The organism is Pseudomonas sp. NPDC078700, assembly GCF_044542375.1.
GTDB lineage: Bacteria > Pseudomonadota > Gammaproteobacteria > Pseudomonadales > Pseudomonadaceae > Aquipseudomonas.
The window spans coordinates 154,378-177,065 of sequence record NZ_JBITUI010000007.1; the positions used below are offsets into that span (position 1 = coordinate 154,378).

At 55.7% G+C, this 22,688-nt stretch carries 24 protein-coding genes and 1 riboswitch; of the genes, 5 read left to right on the top strand and 19 right to left on the bottom strand.

The features are described 5' to 3' along the window. Positions 1-9 precede the first annotated feature (9 nt). The 4 genes from ACIGCM_RS20920 to ACIGCM_RS20935 form a co-directional block, all read right to left on the bottom strand. On the bottom strand, positions 10-738 hold the full coding sequence (locus ACIGCM_RS20920) for an urea amidolyase associated protein UAAP1 (protein ID WP_397503981.1): 729 nt from the start codon (positions 736-738) through the stop codon (positions 10-12). 11 nt (positions 739-749) lie between these two features. Continuing rightward, a complete protein-coding gene (locus tag ACIGCM_RS20925) occupies positions 750-1,559 on the bottom strand; it encodes an ABC transporter ATP-binding protein (RefSeq protein ID WP_397503982.1) in 810 nt (269 codons plus the stop codon). Beyond that, positions 1,556-2,371 (bottom strand): ABC transporter permease, encoded by an 816-nt coding sequence (locus ACIGCM_RS20930; RefSeq protein ID WP_397503983.1) that lies wholly within the window; start codon positions 2,369-2,371, stop codon positions 1,556-1,558. The genes ACIGCM_RS20925 and ACIGCM_RS20930 overlap by 4 nt, the downstream gene beginning before the upstream one ends. A 62-nt stretch (positions 2,372-2,433) precedes the next feature. Then, positions 2,434-3,501 carry a putative urea ABC transporter substrate-binding protein gene (locus tag ACIGCM_RS20935; protein ID WP_397503984.1) on the bottom strand — a complete coding sequence of 356 codons (1,068 nt, stop codon included), beginning with the start codon at positions 3,499-3,501 and terminating at the stop codon, positions 2,434-2,436. Positions 3,502-3,563: 62 nt separating this feature from the next. Next, a riboswitch (guanidine-I (ykkC/yxkD leader) is annotated at positions 3,564-3,670 on the bottom strand. Positions 3,671-3,970: 300 nt separating this feature from the next. On the opposite strand from ACIGCM_RS20935, the gene ACIGCM_RS20940 reads away from it, so the two are divergent. After that, positions 3,971-4,453: a hypothetical protein gene (locus tag ACIGCM_RS20940; protein WP_397503985.1), complete on the top strand. Its 483-nt coding sequence runs from the start codon at positions 3,971-3,973 to the stop codon at positions 4,451-4,453. A gap of 6 nt (positions 4,454-4,459) precedes the next feature. On the opposite strand, the gene ACIGCM_RS20945 is transcribed toward ACIGCM_RS20940, so the two are convergent. The 6 genes from ACIGCM_RS20945 to ACIGCM_RS20970 form a co-directional block, all read right to left on the bottom strand. Further along, complete coding sequence (locus ACIGCM_RS20945; protein WP_397503986.1) at positions 4,460-5,098, bottom strand: ion channel; 639 nt, start codon at positions 5,096-5,098, stop codon at positions 4,460-4,462. A gap of 116 nt (positions 5,099-5,214) precedes the next feature. Further along, positions 5,215-6,099, bottom strand: a complete 885-nt coding sequence (gene mmsB, locus ACIGCM_RS20950; RefSeq protein WP_397503987.1) for a 3-hydroxyisobutyrate dehydrogenase — start codon at positions 6,097-6,099, stop codon at positions 5,215-5,217. 31 nt (positions 6,100-6,130) lie between these two features. Beyond that, a complete protein-coding gene (locus ACIGCM_RS20955) occupies positions 6,131-7,234 on the bottom strand; it encodes an enoyl-CoA hydratase/isomerase family protein (RefSeq protein WP_397503988.1) in 1,104 nt (367 codons plus the stop codon). A gap of 18 nt (positions 7,235-7,252) precedes the next feature. Further along, the gene (locus ACIGCM_RS20960; RefSeq protein WP_397503989.1) at positions 7,253-8,071 is read right to left on the bottom strand and encodes an enoyl-CoA hydratase; all 819 of its coding nucleotides are present in this window, start codon (positions 8,069-8,071) and stop codon (positions 7,253-7,255) included. A gap of 21 nt (positions 8,072-8,092) precedes the next feature. Further along, positions 8,093-9,256, bottom strand: a complete 1,164-nt coding sequence (locus tag ACIGCM_RS20965) for an isobutyryl-CoA dehydrogenase (RefSeq protein ID WP_397503990.1) — start codon at positions 9,254-9,256, stop codon at positions 8,093-8,095. 46 nt (positions 9,257-9,302) lie between these two features. Next, the gene (locus ACIGCM_RS20970) at positions 9,303-10,796 is read right to left on the bottom strand and encodes a CoA-acylating methylmalonate-semialdehyde dehydrogenase (protein WP_397503991.1); all 1,494 of its coding nucleotides are present in this window, start codon (positions 10,794-10,796) and stop codon (positions 9,303-9,305) included. Between the two features lie 185 nt (positions 10,797-10,981). Between ACIGCM_RS20970 and ACIGCM_RS20975 the strand changes: the two genes are divergently transcribed. After that, complete coding sequence (locus tag ACIGCM_RS20975) at positions 10,982-11,863, top strand: AraC family transcriptional regulator (protein WP_397503992.1); 882 nt, start codon at positions 10,982-10,984, stop codon at positions 11,861-11,863. Between the two features lie 72 nt (positions 11,864-11,935). Here ACIGCM_RS20975 and ACIGCM_RS20980 read toward each other — a convergent pair whose 3' ends face one another. From ACIGCM_RS20980 to ACIGCM_RS20990, 3 genes are all read right to left on the bottom strand, one after another. After that, positions 11,936-12,346, bottom strand: coding sequence for a type II toxin-antitoxin system VapC family toxin (locus ACIGCM_RS20980; RefSeq protein ID WP_397503993.1), 411 nt, complete (start codon positions 12,344-12,346; stop codon positions 11,936-11,938). Then, positions 12,343-12,573 carry a type II toxin-antitoxin system VapB family antitoxin gene (vapB, locus tag ACIGCM_RS20985; RefSeq protein WP_397503994.1) on the bottom strand — a complete coding sequence of 77 codons (231 nt, stop codon included), beginning with the start codon at positions 12,571-12,573 and terminating at the stop codon, positions 12,343-12,345. The genes ACIGCM_RS20980 and vapB overlap by 4 nt, the downstream gene beginning before the upstream one ends. 107 nt (positions 12,574-12,680) lie before the next feature. Beyond that, the gene (locus ACIGCM_RS20990) at positions 12,681-13,127 is read right to left on the bottom strand and encodes a PaaI family thioesterase (protein ID WP_397503995.1); all 447 of its coding nucleotides are present in this window, start codon (positions 13,125-13,127) and stop codon (positions 12,681-12,683) included. Between the two features lie 163 nt (positions 13,128-13,290). Here ACIGCM_RS20990 and ung point away from each other — a divergent pair, with 163 nt between their 5' ends. Continuing rightward, the gene (gene ung / locus ACIGCM_RS20995) at positions 13,291-13,998 is read left to right on the top strand and encodes a uracil-DNA glycosylase (RefSeq protein ID WP_397503996.1); all 708 of its coding nucleotides are present in this window, start codon (positions 13,291-13,293) and stop codon (positions 13,996-13,998) included. 12 nt (positions 13,999-14,010) lie between these two features. Here ung and ACIGCM_RS21000 read toward each other — a convergent pair whose 3' ends face one another. The 6 genes from ACIGCM_RS21000 to ACIGCM_RS21025 form a co-directional block, all read right to left on the bottom strand. Beyond that, positions 14,011-14,871: a DUF6279 family lipoprotein gene (locus ACIGCM_RS21000; protein ID WP_397503997.1), complete on the bottom strand. Its 861-nt coding sequence runs from the start codon at positions 14,869-14,871 to the stop codon at positions 14,011-14,013. Between the two features lie 152 nt (positions 14,872-15,023). Continuing rightward, positions 15,024-16,055, bottom strand: coding sequence for an AbrB family transcriptional regulator (locus tag ACIGCM_RS21005; protein ID WP_397503998.1), 1,032 nt, complete (start codon positions 16,053-16,055; stop codon positions 15,024-15,026). Further along, positions 16,048-17,553, bottom strand: a complete 1,506-nt coding sequence (locus tag ACIGCM_RS21010) for a tripartite tricarboxylate transporter permease (protein ID WP_397503999.1) — start codon at positions 17,551-17,553, stop codon at positions 16,048-16,050. Before ACIGCM_RS21010 ends, ACIGCM_RS21005 begins: the two co-directional genes overlap by 8 nt. A gap of 1 nt (position 17,554) precedes the next feature. Continuing rightward, positions 17,555-17,998 (bottom strand): tripartite tricarboxylate transporter TctB family protein, encoded by a 444-nt coding sequence (locus ACIGCM_RS21015; protein ID WP_397504000.1) that lies wholly within the window; start codon positions 17,996-17,998, stop codon positions 17,555-17,557. 85 nt (positions 17,999-18,083) lie between these two features. Next, entirely contained in the window at positions 18,084-19,061 is a 978-nt protein-coding gene (locus tag ACIGCM_RS21020) for a Bug family tripartite tricarboxylate transporter substrate binding protein (protein ID WP_397504001.1), read from the bottom strand. A 29-nt stretch (positions 19,062-19,090) separates the two neighbouring features. Then, a complete protein-coding gene (locus tag ACIGCM_RS21025; protein ID WP_397504002.1) occupies positions 19,091-20,356 on the bottom strand; it encodes an OprD family porin in 1,266 nt (421 codons plus the stop codon). A gap of 227 nt (positions 20,357-20,583) precedes the next feature. Between ACIGCM_RS21025 and ACIGCM_RS21030 the strand changes: the two genes are divergently transcribed. Both ACIGCM_RS21030 and ACIGCM_RS21035 read left to right on the top strand, forming a co-directional pair. Next, on the top strand, positions 20,584-21,255 hold the full coding sequence (locus tag ACIGCM_RS21030; RefSeq protein ID WP_397504003.1) for a response regulator: 672 nt from the start codon (positions 20,584-20,586) through the stop codon (positions 21,253-21,255). Beyond that, positions 21,248-22,639 (top strand): sensor histidine kinase N-terminal domain-containing protein, encoded by a 1,392-nt coding sequence (locus tag ACIGCM_RS21035; RefSeq protein WP_397504004.1) that lies wholly within the window; start codon positions 21,248-21,250, stop codon positions 22,637-22,639. The genes ACIGCM_RS21030 and ACIGCM_RS21035 overlap by 8 nt, the downstream gene beginning before the upstream one ends. Positions 22,640-22,688 lie beyond the last annotated feature (49 nt).

The following is a 22,688-nucleotide window of genomic DNA, read 5'->3' on the forward strand; positions in this document are numbered from 1 at the left end:
GGCCGTTCCTCAGATGTATAGGCGTTCGGTGTTGTGGAAGGCCCGTGCATTTTCTTCACGGGAGGTGCGGCACAAGACGCTGATGCCGTCGCTTTCAACCTTGTGCCAGCTCAGTTGCAGGGGCTTGGGGGCGTAGTTCGGGTTAGGGTCCATCGGGTGTTGCAGCGCGGTGAGCACCACCAAGGTGTCCATCGGTGCGTAAAGTTCGATGTAGTCGCCGGCTTGGGAGTTGTCCGGCTCAAAATTGAAGCAGCCATCGCTGTCGACACTGACTCGGCTAAACAGGTTGAGGCACATCAACAGGTCTTGCAGGTTGAGGTTCCACTTGCCCATTTCGACCAGTAAGTTGTCTACGCCATTGCGATAAAAGCCGTTGCGCAGGGCTTGGTAGTTACCTTCGCCATACTTGTGCGCCACTTCCTGGGCATTGAGTACACCGCCAAAACTGTCATGCCAGCCGCAGGTGTCGGCGGTAATGGCGGCCAGCACTCGGCCCATGTCTGAATACAGGCAGTGGCCGCTGGTGAACTTGGCGGTGTGTTGCCCTTTGAGTGAGTCCGGCAAGCTCAAGCGTTCGCTTTTCTCATTGGCATTGAGCAGCAACAGGCTGGCATTGGCATTGCCCTCAAGGTCGGTGATACGCAGTAACTGACCGCGCTTGAGGACAAATGAGGTGTGGCCGCCACCGGGGATAAACTCTTCATAAAGTGTCGGTCTAAAGGTTAATGAGGCAGTCATCAATAAACTCCTTAAACGGCAGGTTGCAGGCTGGCAGCAACGTGCGCGGGTAGCTCATCAAACGCGGCGCGATGGGCGCGGCGTTCATGATTAAGCGGGATGTCATAGGTAATACGCGCGCCATAAGCGTTGGGCGCATGGGGGTCGATACGGGTTTTGTCGAACACCAGCAGTCGGGTGCCGAGACTGAACCCCTCAGAGAGGTCGTGCGTGACCATAAATACGGTGAGCTTGATCTCGTTCCACAACTCCAGCAGCAGGCTGTGCATGTCTTTGCGGATGCCTGGGTCCAGCGCGCCGAAAGGTTCGTCGAGCAGCAGAATGCGTGGCTTCATAATCAGGGCCTGGGCAATTGCCAAGCGCTGTTGCATGCCACCGGAGAGCTGGCTTGGGTATTTATCAAGGGCATGACCCAGGCCGACCCGGGTTAGTAGTTCGGCCGCTTGCTCTCTGGCGTCAGCTTTGGCGCTGCCAAACAAGCGGCCCAGAAACGGAGATTTAGGCAGCTCCAAACCAATGGCGACGTTGTCCAGCACGCTTAGGTGCGGGAATACCGAGTAACGTTGAAACACCACGCCACGGCTGGCATCCGGTTCGCCTGCCAAAGGCTGCCCAGCGAGCAGGATTTGCCCTTTGCTTGGGCGCTCTTGGCCGAGCAGTAAGCGCAAGAATGTAGACTTGCCGCAGCCGGAGGCACCCACCAAGGTGCAAAACTCACCTTCGTTGATTGACAGGTTCAGGCGCTCAAGCACCACTTGATCGGCGTATTGCTGCCAGACATTGTTGACTTCAATGAAGCTGTTGTGACTTGAGAACGTCATGCTTTGGCCCCTTCGTACCACGGGAAGACCAAGCGCGCGGTTTGCCTTAGCCCCAAGTCCATCAGCCACGCCAGCAGGGTGATCCAGATGACATACGGCACGATCACATCCATCGCCAGGTAGCGGCGCACCAGAAAGATCCGGTAGCCAAGGCCGTCGGTGCTGGCGATGGCCTCGGCGGCAATCAGAAACAACCACGCCGACCCCAGCACCAGTCGCAGGGCAATCAGCAGCCGTGGCAGCAAATGCGGCAAGACCACACGCAGCATCAACGTCCAGGTATTAGCGCCCAAGGTTTGCGCCTTGATCAGCAGTTCGGGTGGAATTTCTCGTGCGCGCTGCTCCAGATCGCGGGCCAGCACCGGGGTGATGCCAATCACGATGAGCATCACTTTGGACAACTCCCCCAAGCCAAAGACGATAAATAGAATCGGCAGGATCGCCAGTGGCGGCACCATCGAAAGCACTGTCAGCAGCGGTGACAACGGGGCGCTGAACAAGGGCAAGGTTCCGGCGGCAATCCCCAGGCACAAGCCAGCCACGGCTGCGATTGCCAGCCCCATGCCCAGGCGTTTCAGGCTAGAGACGGTGTCTTCCCAGAACAGGTAGTTGCCACTGCGTTTGTCTTCGGTAAATGCCAGGCGATCAACTGCTGCAACCATTTGCGTGGCGCTGGGCAGCAGCTTGTCGTTGGGGTTTTCAGCCAGGCGATTGGCCGAGCCGATAAAATAGGCGAACAGCAGCAGTGCAAAGGGCAGCAGCACCAGCATCAAACGACCGGATCTATCTGGATGACGGTTGATTAAGCGCATTAAGTTGTCCTGCAAAAAGTGAAGCGTCTGCGGCTCAGTAAGAGCCGCAGGTGCGATTGGCCTTAAAGGCTCTTGTCGGCTGCCATTTGCATAAAGCTTGGGTCGAAGCGCAGCTTGATATTGCTCTTGTCGCCGGTGCTGACACCCTTGGCGAAGCTCATACCGACTGACTCAGCAGATTGCGCACCTTCACCGAGTAAGCCGTGGTTGAAGGAGAACTCAGCGACTTTGCTCATGGTGGCTGGCAGCTTCGGACTCGTGGCGAATGCCACAGCATCGCTGGGGTTGTAGAACATTTTGGTGGCAGCAAGCTGCGACTCGTAACCGGCCAAGTCGGTGCCTGATGCTTTGGCCATGCTCTCGCGTGCGGCTTTGCCTTCAGCGGTATCGGCGCTCATGGTGGCCATTACTTCATACCACGCGCCGGTCAGGGCTTTGCCGAAGTTGGGGTTGTCTTTCAGGGTGTCGCTGTTGACCACCATCAAGTCGATGATTTCGCCTGGGATCTTGCTCGAATCAAAGACTTTAGTGACATTCGGCGTGGCTTCGATTTCCGCCAGTAGCGGGTTCCACGTGGTGACGGCTTGCACCTCATCCGTCTGGAAGGCGGCAACCATGTCGGCGTCCGAGGTGTTAACCACTTTCAGGTCTTTCTCGCTGAGATCTGCTCGTTCCAGGCCGCGTGCCAGCAGGTAGTGCGACACCGACAGTTCAACCAGATTAACCGGCATGCCTTTTAGGTCGGCGAGGGTTTTGTTGTCGCCTTTGATGACCACGCCATCGTTGCCATTGGAGAAGTCACCAATTACCAAGGCAGTGGAGTCAACGCCGCCTGCAGCCGGGATGGTCAGGGCGTCCATGTTGGTCATGGTGCAGCCGTCAAACTGGCCTGCGGTGTATTGGTTGATGGATTCGACGTAATCGTTGATCTGCACCACATCAATATTGATGTCGTATTTCTTCGCCCACTTGTCAACGATGCCTTGCGCCTTGGCGTACTCCCAAGGCATCCAGCCCGCGTAAATGGTCCAGCACACACTGAAGTTGTCTTTTTGAGCGGCTGGGGCACTAGCGCTGAGTGCGACAGCTAAGCCAGCAGCCAACAGGGAGAACAGACGGGGTGTACGCATATGGAACCTCCAGTTCAAATTGGGCGGGCAGGAGTTCGCGGCGGATCCTCAAATGAGGCGCGTTCTCCCGGGCTTTTATCCCGCCGTGTAACCTCACTGGAGGTCGCCAACTCTCGGACCAGCCACTCATCGAACCTGTCGGTGAGCCGGAACCCTAGTCAGCTATTTGCAAATTGTCAGCCGCGTCCCCGGAGCTAAGTAAACGCCCTCGGGGTTGTCCTGCTTCGAGTTCAATAAAGCGAACATCGTGCCAATTGATCTGAAGGCTCTAGGACGCGATGTTTCGCCTTGATGATCTGGTCTGGAATGATTTATTGCATCGCAATGGTGCGTGATTTCCCGTTCGTGCTGCCCGGCGGGGCGATTGCCGGCACGGCACTTAAATTCAAACCCGGTTGTCTGAGTTAAAAGCGTACTGCGCATGCTTTCAGTTTTGATTTTTAATTGTTGCGCAGTCAGTGAGGCTGTTATGTCGATTAAATCGGTTTGTACGTTATTGCTGGGGCTGTTTATGAGCGGCTGCGCGGTTTATGACGATAGTTATGGCTACGGCCATGGCGGCTACTATCAAGGCAGCCCATATTCAGGCGGTTATTACCGGGCCCAGCCCGTGTATGTCGAGCGGCGCTATGCCGCGCCACGGGTTTATGTGCAGCCGCGCTATTCAACGCATTATTACCAGCAACGTAGCTATGCACCTGCGCCAAGGCACTCGTACTCGTACTCGCCGCGCTATCGCGATCAGCGCCGTCAGCATCAAGGTGGTGGGCAGCGGGATCGCCATTATCAGGCGCAAGGCGATAACCATCAGGGGCATCAGCAAGGTTCGCGACAGCAGCACCGGTCGGATCAACGTCGCCAACCATCCACTCAGTCACCACGCAATTGGGGTCGTCAGCACTCCACTGAAGCGAGGAATGCCAACGATCGTCGTCCGCACGTGCAGCGCTAAGGGCAGTCAGTCGACTGGGTCATTGTCGCTCATCAGCACCAGCGTGCGGGCTACTGCAACGGCAATAAACATCACCCCGGCGAAGGCTTCGGCACCCGCTAACAGGCGCGCTGCCGGAGCAAGTGCGTGGATATCACCGTAGCCAACGGTGGTCAGGGTGACCAAGCTGTAATAAACGAAATCATCCAGCTGTAACTGCCCATGTTGAGTCCAGAAGGCATTGGGCACGAAGCCGTTGATCACGTGGAATGCAGCCGCGAATGCCAGCGCCAGTTGCAAATACAGCGCGAGCAGGCCGTAGAGAAGTTCTTGGGTTACGGGGCGTTCGTGAATGACCCGGTTAAACAGTGCATAAACAATCAGCAAGTAGAAGGCAATCAGGCCAAAGCCATCTCTGAGTGGGCCAGCAATGGCGATAAATTGCTCTAGAAGCAATATGCCCAAGTTCGCAATGCCCAAGGTCAGCGCAATTCGGAGCAATACACCTTTGTGGCGCAGGGTGTTCATGGCCGACAGCACTAACAGCGAAAAGGCAATCCATTGCAAGGCTAGAGCCGGGGCAGGCCAACCACTGACGCAGGTGAGCAATACACTGCTGAAAAACAACAGGCGAAAGCGGTAGCGCAATAAAAAAGCGTTGATCACACACACATCCTTGAGGCAAAAAGTCAGCCACCTGACTGGGCTGAGTTGTCGCACAGTATATAAGGATATGAGCTGACGGGTTCTGTGACCAAACTACAGAACCCGTTTGGCTGCGCTTACTCGATAAACAGCTGCTGGATGACTGAGAAATCCTGCTTGCCTTTGCCTTGCTTGAGCAGCATGCGGTAGAGCTGTAAAGCTAAAGCACCCATCGGCGCACTGTTGCCGAAGTGCTGTGCAGTTTCCTGGGCAAGACCGAGGTCTTTGGCCATCAGTTCAGCCATAAAGCCGCCGCTGTAGCCTTTGCTGGCCGGAGCATTTTCCATGACGCCTGGCCAAGGGTTGTATTTCTCCAGGGTCCAGTTCCCGCCTGAGCTTTGCCGCATGATTTCTGCCAGTACAGCAGGGTCCAGACCGTTGGCGACACCCATTGCCATCGCTTCTGCGGTGGCAATCATCTGCACTGCCAGTACCTGGTTGTTACACACCTTGGCCACCTGTCCGGCACCCTCTGGGCCCGCATGGAAAATATTTTTTCCCATCAGCTCAAAGATCGACCGGGCTTGTTCGACATACTCGGCCTTACCGCCGATCATAAAGGTCAGGGTGCCCGCCGCAGCGCCTGCGGTGCCGCCGGAGACCGGCGCATCAAGCATGCGAATCGTGTGTTCAGCCGCGGCTTTGTGCACAGTACGTGCGGACTCCGGCGCGATGGTTGAGCATTCCAGCACCAAGGTTCCGGGCTGCAGTTGGGTGAATAAGCCCGAGTCGCCCAGATACAAGCCTTCAACATGGCGACTGGCGGGCAGCATGCTGATGACAACCTGCGCGCCCTGTATGGCGTCGGCTGCACTTTGCGCAGCCGTTGCACCCTCGCTGGCGAGTTCTGCGACCGATGTTGCAACCAGGTCGAATACGCGTAAGTCTTGGCCTGCACGGAGTAGATTGCGGGCCATCGGCAGGCCCATGTTGCCCAGGCCGATGAATGCGATAGTTGTCATTTTTATTGTTCCTATCCGTAAATTGGTTTTGCTAGAGGTCAGCCAATGGATGTTCGCCCTGCCAGACAGCCTCAAAGTGGGCGTCGATGATTTCTACACTGATGTTGGCGATATCCGGCCAGTGCCATTTTGGTGTTTGATCTTTGTCGATCAGACGCGCGCGTACACCTTCAGGAAATTCCGGATGACGGCAGCAATTCAAGCTCATGGCGTATTCCATGCGGAACACCTCAGCCAATGACAGGTGCTTGGCCCGGGCAATCTGCTGCCAAACCAAATGCGCTGTCAGTGGGCAGCCGTTAGCCAGGGTTTTTGCTGCGCGAGCCAGTAGTTTGTCGTCATCGTCCTGCAGTTCAAGGAGTGCGTTGTAGGCGCCTGTGAGGTCGGCATGGTCGAGCAGTTGATCAATCCGATCACGACGTGGCAGCCACTGTGCTTCAGGCATTTCTGCCTGTGCTTGCTGCTCAAGTGCTTTGAGCAAACTGTGCAGTTGGGTTTCAGGTTGGATTTGCCAATTAAGCTGAACCAGACCTTCGAGCAGGTCATCCTGCTGGCTGTCGAGCAGAAACCGATCAGCCAGATCCAGGTCCAGCGCGTCACGGGCATTCATGCTGCTAGCCGTCAAACCAAGGAACAAACCGAGTGCGCCCGGCATTCTGGCGAGAAACCAGCTCCCGCCAACATCTGGGTACAGGCCGATATTGATTTCAGGCATACCCAGGCGACTCGATGGTGTGACGATGCGGGTGCTCGCGCCTTGCATCAAACCCATTCCACCGCCCAGGACATGGCCATGGGCCCAGCAGATAAAAGGTTTGGGGAAGGTGTGGATACGGTAATCAAGCCGGTACTCATCGGCAAAAAAGCGTCGCGCCAAAGGTGGCACTTCGTTGGGGTGAGCGCGATACTCTTCCACCAGTTGCACCACATCGCCTCCGGCGCAGAAGGCTTTGGGGCCATTGCCACGCAGCAGTACGCAGGCTATTTGCGGGTCATCTGCCCACGCCGCGAGCTTGCTGTCGAGGGCTTCAATCATCGGCAGTGTCAGCGCGTTGAGGCTTTTTTCTGCATCGAGCGTGGCGACGCCAATGCTGACGCCGTGCAGGCTGGGAATTTCTTCAAATATAAGATTCATCAGCTTTCCATTCCGGGCTTAACGATTGCGCCACTGCGGGTCGCGCTTTTCGAGAAAGGCATTGACCCCTTCGCGAGTGTCGTCGGCATCGAACAGATCGACAAAACGCTCACGCTCTTCTGGCAGCCAGGTATTTGGATTACGCTCACGTGCGCCTTGGAGCAAAGGTTTGATGGTGCGCACCGCTACCGGGCTTTGGCGGGCAACTTTGGCCGCCAAGAGCAGGGCATGATTGCGCGCTTCACCGGTTTCAACCACTTGCTCAACTAGGCCGATACGCAAGGCGGTGTTGGCGTCGACACGTTCGCCGCAGAGGATCATGCGTTTGGCCCAGCCTTCCCCCACTAGCCAAGGCAGCGCTTGCGTCCCTCCTGCGCAGGGCAGCAAGCCGACGGTTGCTTCAGGCAGCGCCATAAAGGCTTGTTCTTCGGCAATCCGAATATCGCAGGCAAGGGCGCACTCAAGTCCCCCGCCCATGGCAAAGCCGTTTATGGCAGCAATCGAGACTCCGCGAAAATCACGCAGGGTTTCAAATGCCTGGCCAAACAAACGCGCCATTTCCCGGGCGCGGGCTTTATCACCGTCGGCAAACAGTTTGAGGTCGGCCCCGGCTGAGAAGAACTTGCCACCTTGGCCGGTGATGACCAGAGCGTAGATATCGTCGTCACGGTTGAGGTGTTCAATCAGTTGCTTGAGGCCGATCAACGACTCGCGGTCCCAGGTGTTGGCCGGAGGATGGTTGATGGTGATCAAGGCGGTGTGAGCGTGCTTTTCGACCGTGAGTTTGTGGGTCAGGTCAAATGCGCTGGGGTTGTAGGGTTCTACTGCTGTGGTCATAAAAAACTCCGGTTATTCGTCTTACAGCAGGCGGGCGAGAACGCCGTCTTGCTGCAATAAACGGCGGGCAATGATGACCCGCATGATTTCATTGGTGCCTTCGAGTATTTGATGCACGCGGCTGTCACGCACCCAGCGTTCCAGCGGATAGTCGTTTAGATAACCATAGCCGCCATGAAGTTGCAGCGCTTCGTTACACAGGTTGAAGCAATGGTCGGTGGCAAAGCGCTTGGCCATTGCGCAATACAGGCTGGCCTCGCTGTGCTGCTTGTCTAGCTTATCTGCAGCCAGACGCACCATTTGCCGGCTGGCGGTGAGGTCGGTGAGCATATCCGCCAGCTTGAATTGCACGGACTGAAACTCACTGAGTTGCTGGCCAAATTGTTTGCGCTCTTCAACATAGCGCTGAGACTGTTCGAGTGCGGCCTGCGCAGCGCCCAAGGAGCAACTGGCAATATTGATGCGCCCGCCATCGAGGCCTTTCATGGCATAGACAAAGCCCTGACCCTCAGGGCCAATGCGGTTGCTTGCTGGGATACGTACATTGGTGAAGGTTATGGTGCGGGTCGGTTGCGCGCACCAGCCCATTTTCAATTCATTGCGGCCATAGGTGATGCCAGCGGTATTGGCCGGAACCAAAAAGCATGAGATGCCCTTTGCGCCTGCTTCACCTGTTCGGGCCATAACGATCAGTACTTCGGTTGCGCCAGCACCCGAGATAAAGCACTTGCTGCCGTTGAGCAGGTAGTCATCGCCGTCACGCTTGGCGCGGGTGCGCAAATTCGCCGCATCTGATCCAGCATCCGGCTCGGTCAAGCAATAGGATGCAAGCAGTTCGCCGCTGATCAAGCCTGGCAACCATGCGTCTTTCAAGGCTTGCTCGGCGAACGAGGCGAGCATCCATACGGCCATATTGTGGATGCTGATAAAGGCTGTGGTGGCCACACACCCTGCGGCGAGCTGTTCAAATATCAGCGCCGAACAAAGACGCGACAGGCCAAGCCCGCCGTCGTCTTCATCAATGTACAGGCCGAGAAAACCCTGTGCGGCGGCGTTGCGGATCACATCAACTGGAAAATGATGATCACGGTCCCAGTCTGCCGCATGCGGGGCCAATTCTTTGCGCGCAAATGCGTGTGCGCTATCGACCAGCAAACGCTGGTCCTGGCTTAGGTCAAAATCCATGGCTCGTCCTGTTCGCTGTGGATAAAGGTGCGTTCAGCGCAGCGCGTTATTTCAGTTGAATGGTCATGTTATGGCTGGCCACTGAGTCTTCATCAAACCAGCGGCTGGTGACAGTCTTGGTCTCGGTGAAAAAACGCACGCCCTGTTTGCCATAGGCGTGCAGGTCGCCGTAAAACGAGCCTTTCCAGCCAGTGAAAGAAAAGAACGGCAGCGGTACAGGAACCGGCACATTGACGCCAACCTGACCCACTTCAACTGCATGCTGATAGCGCCGGGCAGCACCGCCAGAGCGAGTGAATATCGAGGTGCCGTTGCCGTAAGGGCTGGCATTGACCAGCTCAATCGCCTGCTCCAGCGTATCGACCTGCATGCACACCAATACCGGGCCGAAGATTTCTTCGCGGTACAGCGCCATTTTCTGGGTGACGCCCGTAAAGAGGGTAGGACCAACCCAATTACCCTTGGGATAGCCTTCAACCTGACACTGGGAGCCGTCGAGCAAGCACTGCGCACCTTCGGCTTTGCCTTCTGCAATCAGGCGCAATACACGCTGCTTGGCTTGCTGGTTGATTAGCGGCCCGTAAGCGGCGCTGCTGTCATTCCAGTAACCGGGTTTAAGCTCAGCCATTTGATCGCGTAGCTCATCGATCCACAGGCTGGATTCGCCGACGAAAACCGCCACGCTGATGGCCATGCAGCGCTGACCCGCAGCGCCGCAACTGGCACCGAGCAAATTGCTCAGAACTTGGTCTTTGTTAGCGTCGGGCATGATCACCATATGGTTTTTCGCCCCGGCAAAGGCTTGCACGCGTTTCAGGTGCGCGGTGCCGGTGCGATATACATGCTGCCCAACAGGCACTGAGCCAACAAAGGAAACGGCGCGCACATCTGGGTGGGTCAGCAGGCTGTCGACCACTTCCCGGGCACCATGGAGCACTTGCAGTACACCCTTGGGCGCCCCCGCTTCGATAAACAGTTCGGCCAGTCGATTGGGCGTTAGCGGGTCTTGTTCAGAGGGCTTGAGGATAAAGCTGTTGCCAGCGGCAATGGCCAGCGGAAACATCCACAGCGGGATCATTGCCGGAAAGTTGAATGGAGTAATGCCGACACAAACGCCCAGCGGCTGAATCCAGCTTGCGGTATCAATATCACGGGCAACGTTTTCAGCCGTTTCGCCCATCATCAAGCTGGATATATTGGCGGCTTGCTCGACCACCTCAATGCCGCGCCATACATCACCTTTTGCATCGGCAAAGGTCTTTCCGGTTTCTTTTGCAAGAATTTCGGCGAGTTCGTCGTGGTGTTCTTTAAGTAGGTGTTGGTAGCGCAGCATGACGCGGGCCCGTTCAGGCACTGGTACTTCCCGCCAGGTCAGGAAGGCTGCCTTGGCGCTGGCTATGGCCGTTTCGATTTCTTCAGCGGTGGCTTTGGGCGCAAGCGCCAGAACCTCTTGGGTGGCGGGGTCGGTGACTTCGATAAATTCACTGCTACGACTTTGCTGCCATTGGCCATCAATCAACTGGGGAATTGTCTTGGACATGCTGCCTCCGCTGAAGACCTCAACTCAGTGAGCCAATTTGTTAGCAGCACGAGTGGGTCTGATTGTTATTTTCGGACTGTTATAGCGCCTGCTGGCACGCTTGTGGATTGACGATCTTGTCACTGGGATGGATTATCTTGGTTTTGCAGTAAGATCAAACCCATCACCAGCCATGAGCCATAACCGTGAGTAACTCAGTGGAAACCTCTAGCTGGCCGTTGCCAGCCAATGGCCTGCGGTTTATTACCCCACCTCGCATGCGCAGGGTTATGGCGCGTAATCTGTTGACACAAGGTTGTTATCCATTGGCGCTGGGCTTTTATCCAAATGCGCTGAATCATCGAATGCAGCGCTCGACGCCAGACGACCATTTACTGATTTATTGCCGCTCGGGGCAGGGCTGGCTTGAGACAAAGGATGGACGATTGGATGTTGGCGGTGGGGACTTGCTGCTATTACCAAAAGACCTGGCGCACGCCTACGGTGCAGACAGTGCGAAGCCTTGGACCATCTACTGGATTCATTTTGATGGGGAGTTGGTCAGCGAATTTTTGCGCCCACTCGGTCAGGGGCCGTTGTGGCGAATTGGTGTGCAACCACGGCTGTTGGCGGAGTTGGATGCGCTGTTGAACCTGCGTAAGCAAGGCTTGAACCTGCGCCATTTTGTCTACGCCGCGCATCAGTTACAGGCCTTGTTGGCGTCGCTGGCGGTGCTGCCCGCGCGGGTCAAGTTGAAGTCTGGGCGGGTGTTGGATGTGGATGCCGTTCAGGCGGTGATGCGTGCGCACCTGCACGATAAGCTGAATCTTGATGAGCTGGCCGCGGAGTTCAAATTGTCGCGTTTCCATTTTGCCAAAACCTACAGGGCACTAACCGGCCAAGCGCCCATTGAAGATTTTATCCAGCTAAAAATGGCCCACGCCTGTCGTTTGCTCGACGAAGGAGAGCAAAGCATTCGCCAGGTGGCTGAGCAACTGGGCTACGACGACGCCTATTATTTTTCACGGCTATTTCGCAAAGTCGTCGGCATGGCTCCCAGTCATTATCGGGCGCTGCATCAAGGGTGAACTGATGCCAAAAGGGGCTATTCGGATTCATCTGTGAGTTGTCGTTTACTCAAAATGCAGTCTAGCTTTCCTTTAAATCCAATCCTGATAATCAAGGCCTCCGACTCGGCTAAATTCACGCACATTGTTTGTTACTAGCGTGCAGCCTGATGCTATGGCGTGACCTGCAATGGCTGCATCGTTAGGCCCAATAGGCGTCCCAGCAATACTCAGTACACCTTTGAGTTCAACCGTGGCATCAACTGCCTGTTGATCCCAAGGCAGCACGGCATCCAGCCGTTTAACAAACTCATCCACTAATGTTTTATGTTTGGTCGAGGCCTTTTTGCCAAATTGGCCATAACGCATTTCGGCATAGGTGATAGCTGAAATAACAATCCTATTGCCGCGCTCAACTTCAGTGGTCAGTCGCCTGATCACCGTAACTGGATGCTCTCGCATAATGAAAGAACAGGTACAGGTGTCGAGCATGTAAGTGATCACAGAGTAAACCTGCCTTCATCACTAACGACCGCAGGCCGCTCTTTTAGGAAGTCTGCATCAGTTTTAGCCAGCTCAGATAATGACGCCCATGATGGACGGACAGGACGTAGAGTGATTACGTCGCCTTCCCGAGAAATCTCTAGCTGTCCGACGCCTTCATAGGCCATATCGGTGGGAAGGCGCACGGCCTGATTTTTGCCGTTTTTAAAAATAGAGACAATACGCATTTTCATTGCTCCGTTGATGCTTTGACCTTTTTGAATATAGAGTTTTAACAAGGCCTATACAAGGCATATGTCTTTGGTTGTCCTGTCTCACTTTGCCCATACCAGCGTTAAACCCGGGCGATGGTGGCCAGTCCTGTAGCAACCATCTTCTGTTTACCGTCGCGCACGGCGAACACATCTGCGCGCGTAACCACTTGGCGTTTGCCTGCTTTGAGCACGTCGCTGCGGCAAATCAACTTCTCGCCCAGGGCCGGTGCTAGCATGTTGATTTTGTATTCGCTGGTCACTACATCGCCGACCATCGATGCGGCGGCCCACGCACAGGCGCTGTCGATCATAAAACCGACAACTGCACCGTGGACATAACCGTGGTGCTGAGTCAGCTCTTTACGTGGCACCACTTCCATCTCGATCCTGCCCGCACTGTAGTGCGTCAGGCTGAAGCCAATGAGCTGGGCGAAGGGTGAGTTTTCCAGCGCTTGCTCAAGTTGCTCGCGGCTGAAATAGGGGGCGCTCGGAACAACCTCGGTATCCATCTCGCTTGTATGGCTCATGATTTATACCCATCGGTGATGAAGCTTTCAGTCTTGGCCGGTTAATCACCTCACACAAGCTGTATCCAGGCCTGTGATGCAGGCTTATTCGCCAGTGCCTTGACTTGCCAGGGTGGGTTCTCTAGCGTGCGGACTTAACTTTTTGTTGGGCATTGATACAGATATGAGCGCAAGTGACCGGGTCAAACTTGAAGCGGGCTGGAAGGCCGCGTTGAATGATGAGTTTGAACAGCCCTATATGAAGCAGTTGGGTGAGTTTTTACGCGCAGAAAAGGCCGCCGGAAAAGAGATTTATCCGCCGGGGCCGATGATTTTCAATGCCTTTAATTCAACGCCTTTGGCCGAGGTTAAGGTTGTGATCATCGGCCAAGACCCTTACCACGGCCCGGGGCAGGCACATGGCATGTGCTTCTCGGTACAGCCGGGGGTCGCCACCCCCCCGTCTTTGGTCAATATCTATAAAGAACTCAAGCGCGACCTGAATATTGATGTCGCGACCCATGGTTATTTGCAGTCATGGGCCGAGCAGGGCGTATTGCTGCTCAACACCTCGCTCACAGTAGAGCGCGCTAATGCAGGCTCCCATGCCAAAAAAGGCTGGCAGTCGTTCACCGATAAGGTGATTGAAACGGTCAGCAGCCAACAGCAGCATGTGGTGTTTATGCTGTGGGGCGCTCATGCACAGAGCAAAGAGAAGTTGATTGATAGCACCAAACACTTGGTTTTGCGTTCGGTGCATCCTTCGCCTTTATCCGCCTATCGAGGTTTTATTGGCAACGGCCACTTCAGCCGTGCCAATAAGTTCCTCCAACAGCACAACTTGCAGGCGATTAACTGGACGCTGCCGGCAGAAGTCCAGCCACTCGATTGAGGCGATAGTTCCTCAGGGCGCGGCTGGAATACAAACTTGTTGGCCAAGCTGGTTTTGTAGCTCGCTTAGGCGTTTGCTGATTTGTGCATGCTGGTTATCGTCAGCTTGGCTGATCAAGTCGCTGAGTAAGTTTGCCATTGCAATTTGGGCCTTTGGATAGGCTTGCTTGTAGTCTGCGGTGTAGAAGTCTTCACGGGACTCCAGCAAAGGTTGCAGGCGTGCGCCGAACGTAGCGGTGTTACGAACTTTGAGCGCACCGTGCAGCTCAGCCTGCCATGCTGCGCGGTTTTCCAACCATATCCGGTTTTGTTGGCCGAGGCTGGCTGCCCATGCATCGATACGCTTTACCTGCTCTGGGCGTAATTTACCTAACCAAGGCTCAAGTCGTTCTTGCATGCGCGTGCTGCGCTCACTGATTTGGGTGGTCAGGGCCGGTTCGAGAAACTCTTCCCGGTCTTTTTGGTTTTGTTCTTCAAGGGACTCATACAAATCTGAGACTTGCTCGTCTGACAGGCTGCTCAGTAATTGCGTTGCCGTTGGGGTGACTTTGCGGGCAATACGCTTAAAAGCCGTATCGATCTGAGTGATTTGCTGGGTAATGGCTTCACTGCTTGGCGCTGGTTGTTCAAGCAATTGTTGGGTTTGCTCGAGCCAACTGATGGCATTGGGTAGCTCGGCACTGCAGTGCCAGTTCAATAGGGTTTGCAACTGCGGTTTAAGCAGGTCCTTTTGTTCGGAAGTCAGATTGAGGGCGTCATCAATCTTCCACATCAACCACCAGTCCATGTGTTTGTATGAGAAGCCGACCATGCTGCACGCGCTCAGCGTGAAGCAGAGCATGGTTGCAGCTATCAGACCTTTGATTCGTATCATTTAACCTGCCTCAGAACCTGACTGTCTCAGCACCTATCTGACATCAAGCTTATGACAGCCTGCGCAGATCGATTGCATTTTGAAATATCCACTAAAAAAGAACCCGCACAAACGGCGGGTTAAACGTGGTCGTTGAGGGCGTAGGTGCTGGTTCAGGTCTTTTGCCATACCTTGAATAAAGGTTCGGCCAAAAACATCACCATAAACAAGCGCAGCACTTGCAGCGCAGTCACCAATGCCACAGACAGTTGTAAGGCCTCAGCAGTGAGGCAGAGTTCAGTAATGCCGCCCGGCATCATGCCGAGCATTAGCGAGGTCGAGTCTTGCCCGGCAACTAAACCTAAGCCTTTGGCCAGTAACACGGCGGTGAGCATTGCCAGCAGCGTGAACAGTAAAATGCGCATTAAAAAGCCCGGCGCACTGCGAAAGAAGGCTCGGTCAAAGTGGCACCCCAATGCACAGCCAATCAGCCATTGGCCAACTTGCCCTGCGCCCGGCGGAAGACCGATATGCAAATCAAAGGTGCATGCGGCAATCGCGCAAGCGGTCAGCGGGCCTAGCATCCACGGATTAGGTTGTTTGAGTGCGCCCCAGATAAGCGCCAGTGCTGCACCTGCCGGCAACAATATGGCCAGCCACATCCAGTCAACCGGTGCTGGAGCAGGACGCTCCATGGCTGGCAGGCTCCAGGTGAATAGCGCAGGAACGATCAACACCACCAACAGTAAGCGCATGCTGTGAGCGGCTGCGACACGGGCGGTTTCGGCGTTGTGGCGTTGGGCGAAATTGACCATCTCGCTGGCACCACCGGGCATGCTTGAGAAAAAAGCAGTGGCGCGGTCAACACCTGATCTGCGCAACAGGGCAATACCAATCACACTGAGCAGGAGGGTGCAGAATGCACCGGCGAGTATCACCCCGAAGTGGCTGTGCAGTTGGCTCATCACTTCACTGGTGAAGTGCAGGCCGATGGCGCTTGATACAATCCATTGACCCGCTTTCCGGCCCGAAGGGACTTCAGTTACCAGCCAGCCACTGCAGCGGGCAATGATGACCGCAAGCAGTGAGCCGATAATCCAAGGCAATGGCCAGCCGACAAGGCTGGCCAGGTAGCCGCCGATCGCCCCGATCAGCGGCGTTGCCCACCAGCTTGGCAGGCGGGTCAGGAAGGGCAGGTTAGGCATGCGCCATACGGGCTTTACGCGCACGCCACCAGCGCAATCCAGGCAGGGACAGCATCAAGACCACCAGCGCCCAGAGGATGAGCGTGATCGGGCTGGACCAGAGAATATTCAGGTCGCCAGCTGAAATCGACAGGGCGCGGCGCAGGTTGTCTTCCATCAATTCACCCAGAACAAAGCCGAGGATTACCGCCGATAGTGGGAAATCGAGCTTGCGCAAGATGTAACCGAATACCCCCAGCAGGATCATCAACACCAGGTCGAAGGTGGTGCTGTGCACCGCATACACGCCAACCATACTGATCACGGTGATAGCCGGAACCAGTACCCAGTTAGGCACGCTGAGCATACGAGAGAACAGGCCAACCAGCGGGATATTCATCACCAGCAAAATAACGTTGCCGATGAAGAGCGATGCGATCAGACCCCAGACAACATCGGGTTGTTGTTCAAACAACAAGGGACCCGGCGTGATGTTGTACAGCGTCAGTGCACCGATCATCACCGCTGTGGTGCCTGAGCCCGGAACACCCAAGGTCAGCATTGGGATCAGCGAGCCGCACGCGGAGGCGTTGTTGGCAGCTTCTGGTGCAGCCAAGCCGCGAAGGTCACCTTCACCGAATTTGCCGTTGTCGCCAGCCATGCGCTTTTCGGTCATGTAGGTCATGGCGCTGGCAATGGTTGCGCCGGCACCCGGCAAGGTTCCAATTACAAAACCTGCGACAGCGCTTCGGACCATGGTCCAGAAGGTGAAGCAGAACTCTTTGAAGTTAAACAGCAGACGGCCGCTGGCCTTAACCGCTTTTTGACCGTTGTGGGTTTTTTCCAGCATGAGCAGCACTTCGCTGACGCTGAAGAAACCAATCACCACGATGACAAACTGGATTCCGTCCGAGAGGCTGACGCTGCCAAACGTAAAACGGTAAACCCCGGTCGTTGAGTCCACCCCAACTGTTGCCAGCGCCAGACCAATCAACGCCGCCATCAAGGTTTTAACCGGTTTGTCGCCAACCATGCCGCCCAAGCAAGCAATGGCGAAAATCATCAGTACAAAATACTCTGCCGGGCCAAATGCCACAGCCCATTTCGCCAGTAGCGGGGCAAATAACACCACGCCACAGGTGGCGATGATGCTGCCGATAAACGAGCTGACTGCCGATAACGACAGCGCAATGCCGGCTTTACCCTGACGTGCCAATGGATAGCCATCCAGAGTGGTCATTACCGCAGCCGCATCACCCGGAACATTGAGCAAAATGGCCGAAATACGACCGCCATACTCGCAGCCCAGATACACCGCGGCCAGCAGAATCAGTGCGGTTTCCGGGGGCAGGCCCAGGGCGAATGCCAACGGCAGCAGCAACGCCACGCCGTTGATTGGGCCCAAGCCTGGGAGCAGGCCAACAATGGTGCCGACAAATGCCCCAAACAGCGCGACCAGTAAGTTGGCTGGGCGGGTGGCAACATCAAAGCCTTGCAGTAAATAAGTTAGCGTTTCCATCTCAACCCTCCACGTAGGCTTCTAGCACGCCAAGCGGCAGAGGCACATCCAGCAAATAATCAAACAACACGAACAGCAAGATACCCATCAGCACGGCGCTGATTAGGCATGGCACTGGGCGACCGGTGAACAACAGGCCGAGCAGGAAAACTGCGACAGTGGTACTTAAAACAAAACCCAGAGGCTCAAACGTCAGGGCGTAGGCCAGCAGTACGAGCACACACATGGCCGAGCGTTTCAGGGTCGGGATGTGCAGCTGTTGTTCCATCAGACCCGGCTTGATGACCAGCCACAACGAGCCCGCTCCCATCAGCCCCAGTAACAGCAGCGGATAAGCGCGTGGACCCACTGGGTCGTAGGCGAAGGGTGCCTGGAAACCCCAGGCGACGAAGGCGAGCCAGATGCATAGGAGCAACCAGATCGCAGAGAACAAGCGGACATACATGGCGGAAGTCTCGTAAAAAATGAGACGCAGGCAGGCGTCTAGTGGGTGGGCGCAAGCGATAAGCTGACGCCCACTTCATTCAGGGTTACTGAACCAGACCGAATTCACCGGCGAGTTTCTTGTAGTCTTCAACTTGCTTGAAGACGAATGCTTTCAACTCATCACCAGTCAGCGACAGTGGCAGTAGGTCACGTTGCTCACGCAGCTTGGCGAAATCATCGCTGGCGAGCATGGTGTCGAACTGCTGTTTCCACCAGTTGTACTGCTCATCGCTTACTTCTGGGCCGACGTAGAAGCCGCGGATAACCGGCCAGCTGATGTCGTAGCCTTGTTCTTTAGCGGTTGGGATATCAGCCAGTTTGCCCGGCAGGCGCTCATCGGAAAGCACTGCAAGAATGCGAATCTTCTTGGCTTCGATCTGCGGGGTGACTTCACCCAAACCGCTGCTGGTGACCTGAACGTGGCCGCCGAGCATGGCGGTTACGGTTTCGCCGCCGCCTTCAAAGGCAACATAGCGCAGGTTTTTAGGCTCGATACCGGCTGCGCGGGCGATCAATGCCGTTTGCATCCAGTCTTGACCACCGATGGTAGCGCCCGCGCCAAAGACCACGCTTGACGGGTCTTTTTTCAGCGCCTGGATCAGGTCATCGAGGTTCTGGTAAGGCGAGTCTGCGCGCACGGTGATTGCACCGTAATCAGTGCCGACCGCTGCCAGCCAGCGGACTGCCGACTCGTCATAACGACCGAATTTGCCTTGCGCCAGGTTCAACAGCGAACCGCTGGAGAATGCCACGATCGTGCCCGGATCATCAGCACGCTGGGCGACAACGGCGTTGTAGGCAACGGCACCCACACCACCAGGCATGTAGGTGACACGCATTGGCTTTTTCAACAGGCCGCCATCTTTCAGGCCGCTTTGCGCCAGCTTGCAAGTCAGGTCAAAACCGCCACCTGGCTTAGCGGGGGCGATACATTCAGGGCGCTTTGGCTCTGCTGCAAGCAGTTGGCCGGCAAAAGCCAGGCAGGCTGTGGCCAGTGCGATTCGGGTAAAGGCAGTTTTCATTGACTGTTCCTCTTGGGTTTTTATTGTGCTTACCAGATGGCTAATGAATAGCCGATCACGATGCGGTTTTCATCGGCGTTACGTGCAAAATCAGAGCGGAAAGACGCATTACGCAGGCGTACATACAGATCTTTCATTGGGCCACTTTGGACCACGTACTTAAATTCAATGTCGCGTTCCCATTCGTCGCCAGTTTCGTTGCTGCCAGCAATTTGAGCATCGCTACCGCTGATATAGCGAGTCAGGAAGTTCAGGCCAGGTACACCGATTGCGCTGAAGTTATAGTCGTAGCGGGCTTGCCACGAGCGCTCATCAGCGTTGGCGAAGTCGTTGATCTGTACAAAGTTGACCAAAAATGGGTCGGTGCCGTCGACGTAGGCAAAACCGGTGTCACCACTCATATCCTGATACGCCAGGCTCAGTTTATGGCCATTGAGGCCATAGCTGACCATGCCGTTGAAGGCGCGGTTATCAACTTTGCCAGCGTTTGCCGCGCCGTGGTCATCGCTGAGTGAAAGACGCAAGTCCGCCGTAAAGGTGCCTGGGCCAACGGGTTGCGTGGCGTTCAAACCAAAGAAATGCTGGCGGTAGATGTCATCCAGTTCGGCGAAGTGGTAACGGCCGGTAATACGGTCTGTGAACCTGTAGTCGGCACCCGCGAGCGTCAGATGATCAGCCGTTGCAGCGCTGGCAAAACGGCTGTTCTTGTTGTTGATAGCAAGGTCTTGATTGTTGCTGGAATCACGGTCCTTGGTTTCATCAATACGTCCGCCGGTAAAGGTCAGGTTGCTGATGTCCTTGGAGGTGACCAAGCCACCTTCAAAGGTTTGCGGCAGAATACGGCTGTCGTTAGTTTTCAGGGTTGGCAGTTCTGGCATCAAGGTGCCGACTTTCAACTCGGTGGCGGAAATCTTAACTTTGCCGGTCAGGCCCAGATGCGAGTATTCATCAGCGGCGCGACCATCGTCGTGAGTGGGTAGCAAACCTGTGCCCGTACGATCTGGGCTTGAGTCCAGTTTCAGGCCAAGCAAACCCAATGCATCGACGCCGAACCCGACGGTGCCTTCGGTGTAACCTGATTGAATATCGAAGATAAAGCCCTGAGCCCATTCTTCACGTTTATTCTGGCCAGTGCCTTCACGGAAGTCGCGGTTCAGGTAAATGTTGTTGGCTGTAAGGGTGCCGGAACTGTCTTTGAAAAACTCGGCATGGGCAGTAGGGGCGAGCAAGGCAGTGCTGACAGCTACGCTAAGCAAATTAACAGGCGTAAGTGCCTGACGTGATGCTGAAGGCATCTTGTGGTCTCCATTGTTGTTGTTTTTGTAACGGCCGCACGCCACTGTGCTGACCGTTTGGGTAAGTGGAGCGAGCCACTTGAGACCGATGCTATTGGGTCAAGCTTTCAGTAACCTTTCATTGCTGAAAGTTTTTACCGCAAGGCATTGTGGCAATTGTCTGCTTCACAGTTGCTTCAGCACGGGTACACTGCCGTGCTGCTTTTAACCGCCCGTTGGAGGTGATGGTGCGAATACTGCTGGTCGAAGACCATCCACAGCTTGCGGCGAGTGTGGCGCAAGCACTCAAGAGTGCAGGCTGGACTGTTGATGTACTGCACGATGGCGTTGCAGCGGATCTAGCCCTCGGCAGCGAGCAATATGCGCTGGCTATTCTCGATATCGGTTTGCCGCGTATGGATGGCTTCGAGGTGCTGGCGCGCTTGCGAGGCCGTGGTAATACCTTGCCGGTATTGATGCTCACTGCCCGTGGTGAGGTTAAAGATCGTGTTCATGGGCTGAATCTGGGAGCCGATGATTACTTGGCCAAACCCTTTGAACTGAGTGAGTTGGAAGCTCGGGTTAAGGCGCTGTTGCGGCGTACCGTGTTGGGCGGCGAGCAAGTTCAGCGTTGTGGCGACTTGATCTACGATCTGGCCACACGCCGTTTTCATCTCAAGGACCAAGTGCTCACCTTGACCTCGCGTGAGCAGGCAGTGCTTGAGGCAATGATCGCTCGGCCAGGCCGGGTCATGAGCAAAGAACAATTGGCCGCGCAGGTCTTTGGTCTGGATGAAGATGCCAGTGCCGATGCGATTGAAATATACATTCACCGTTTGCGTAAAAAGCTAGAAGGCAGTGCGGTGAAAATCGTCACCTTCAGGGGCTTGGGCTATCTGCTGGAGGCTGTCAGTGGCTGAAGTGGGTAGCTTGCGTGGGCGGCTGCTTTGGCGCTTGGCTATTTTGCTAGCGGTGATTTTGCTGGTCAGCAGTGTCAGTGCTTATTTAAGCGCTCGACGCGCTGCCGATACGGCATACGACCGCACCTTGCTGGCTTCGGCGCGGGCTATCGCTGACGGCCTGTATGCCGAAGATGGCAGGCTCAGAGCCAATGTGCCCTATGTCGCCCTCGATACTTTTGCCTACGACAGCGCCGGGCGGATTTATTATCAGGTCATTGGCTTGAATGGTGCCTTGGTCTCTGGTTATGACGACTTGCCCCAAGCGCCGCCCGGTACTAAACGTACCGATGATTACCCCGCATTGGCGCATTTTTATGATGGCCAATACCGTGGCCAGGGCGTACGTGTTGTCAGCCTTTGGCAGCCAGTGAGTGAGCCGCAGCTCAATGGCTTGGCCGAGATTCGGGTCGCTGAAACCCAAGGTGCACGCGAGCGACTTGCCAGAGACTTGTTGTACGGCACGTTGTGGCGCATGGGCCTGCTCTCAGTCAGTGCCCTTGGTTTGGTGTGGTTGGCGGTCAGTGCCACCTTGCGCCCGCTTAACAGTTTGCGGCGCACTGTGTCTGAGCGTGCCCGTGAGGATTTGCGGCCGCTGCCGGATGCCGATATGCCGCGAGAGTTGCGGCCTTTGGTGGGCGCACTTAACCAGTTCAATGAGCGCTTGCATCGGTTGTTTGAGCGACAGTCACAGTTTATTGCCGATGCCGCCCACGAACTGCGCACGCCACTGGCGGCGATCAAGGCAAGGGTTGAGTTGGGGTTGCGCTCGGATAAACCTGAGGTATGGAAAACAACGCTGCAAGATGCGGCGCAAAATACCGATCGCCTGACCCATTTGGCCAACCAGTTGTTGTCCCTGGCGCGTATAGAAAGCGGCGCTCGCGCCATTACTGAAGGGGGCGCGCAACAGCTCGACCTTAGTCAGCTAGCCCGTGAATTGGGTTTGGCATTGGCGCCTTTGGCCCATGCCCGAGGCGTTTCCCTTGCGCTGGAGGCCGACAAACCTATTTGGTTGCATGGAGAGCCGACGCTGCTCAATGAATTGCTTTCTAACCTGGTGGACAATGCTATTGCGCACACTCCGGCAGGTGGCAACGTGGTGATCCGGGTTGTTGAGCCCTGCATTCTTGAGGTTGAGGATGACGGCCCAGGTATTCCAGATGCTGACCATGAAAAAGTCTTTGAGCGGTTCTACCGGCGTAATGCGCAGGGCTCGGGAGCGGGCTTGGGTTTAGCTATTGTGGGTGAGATCTGTCGGGCGCATCAGGCTCATATCAGCCTGCATCAGTCGCCCAGTAAGGGCCTGCGTGTACGCGTGTCATTTATTGCGGCTGCAGTTTAATCATCGTGCCCGCTGTTTGCCGAGTGGGGCAGGCAGCGGGCCTTATGTG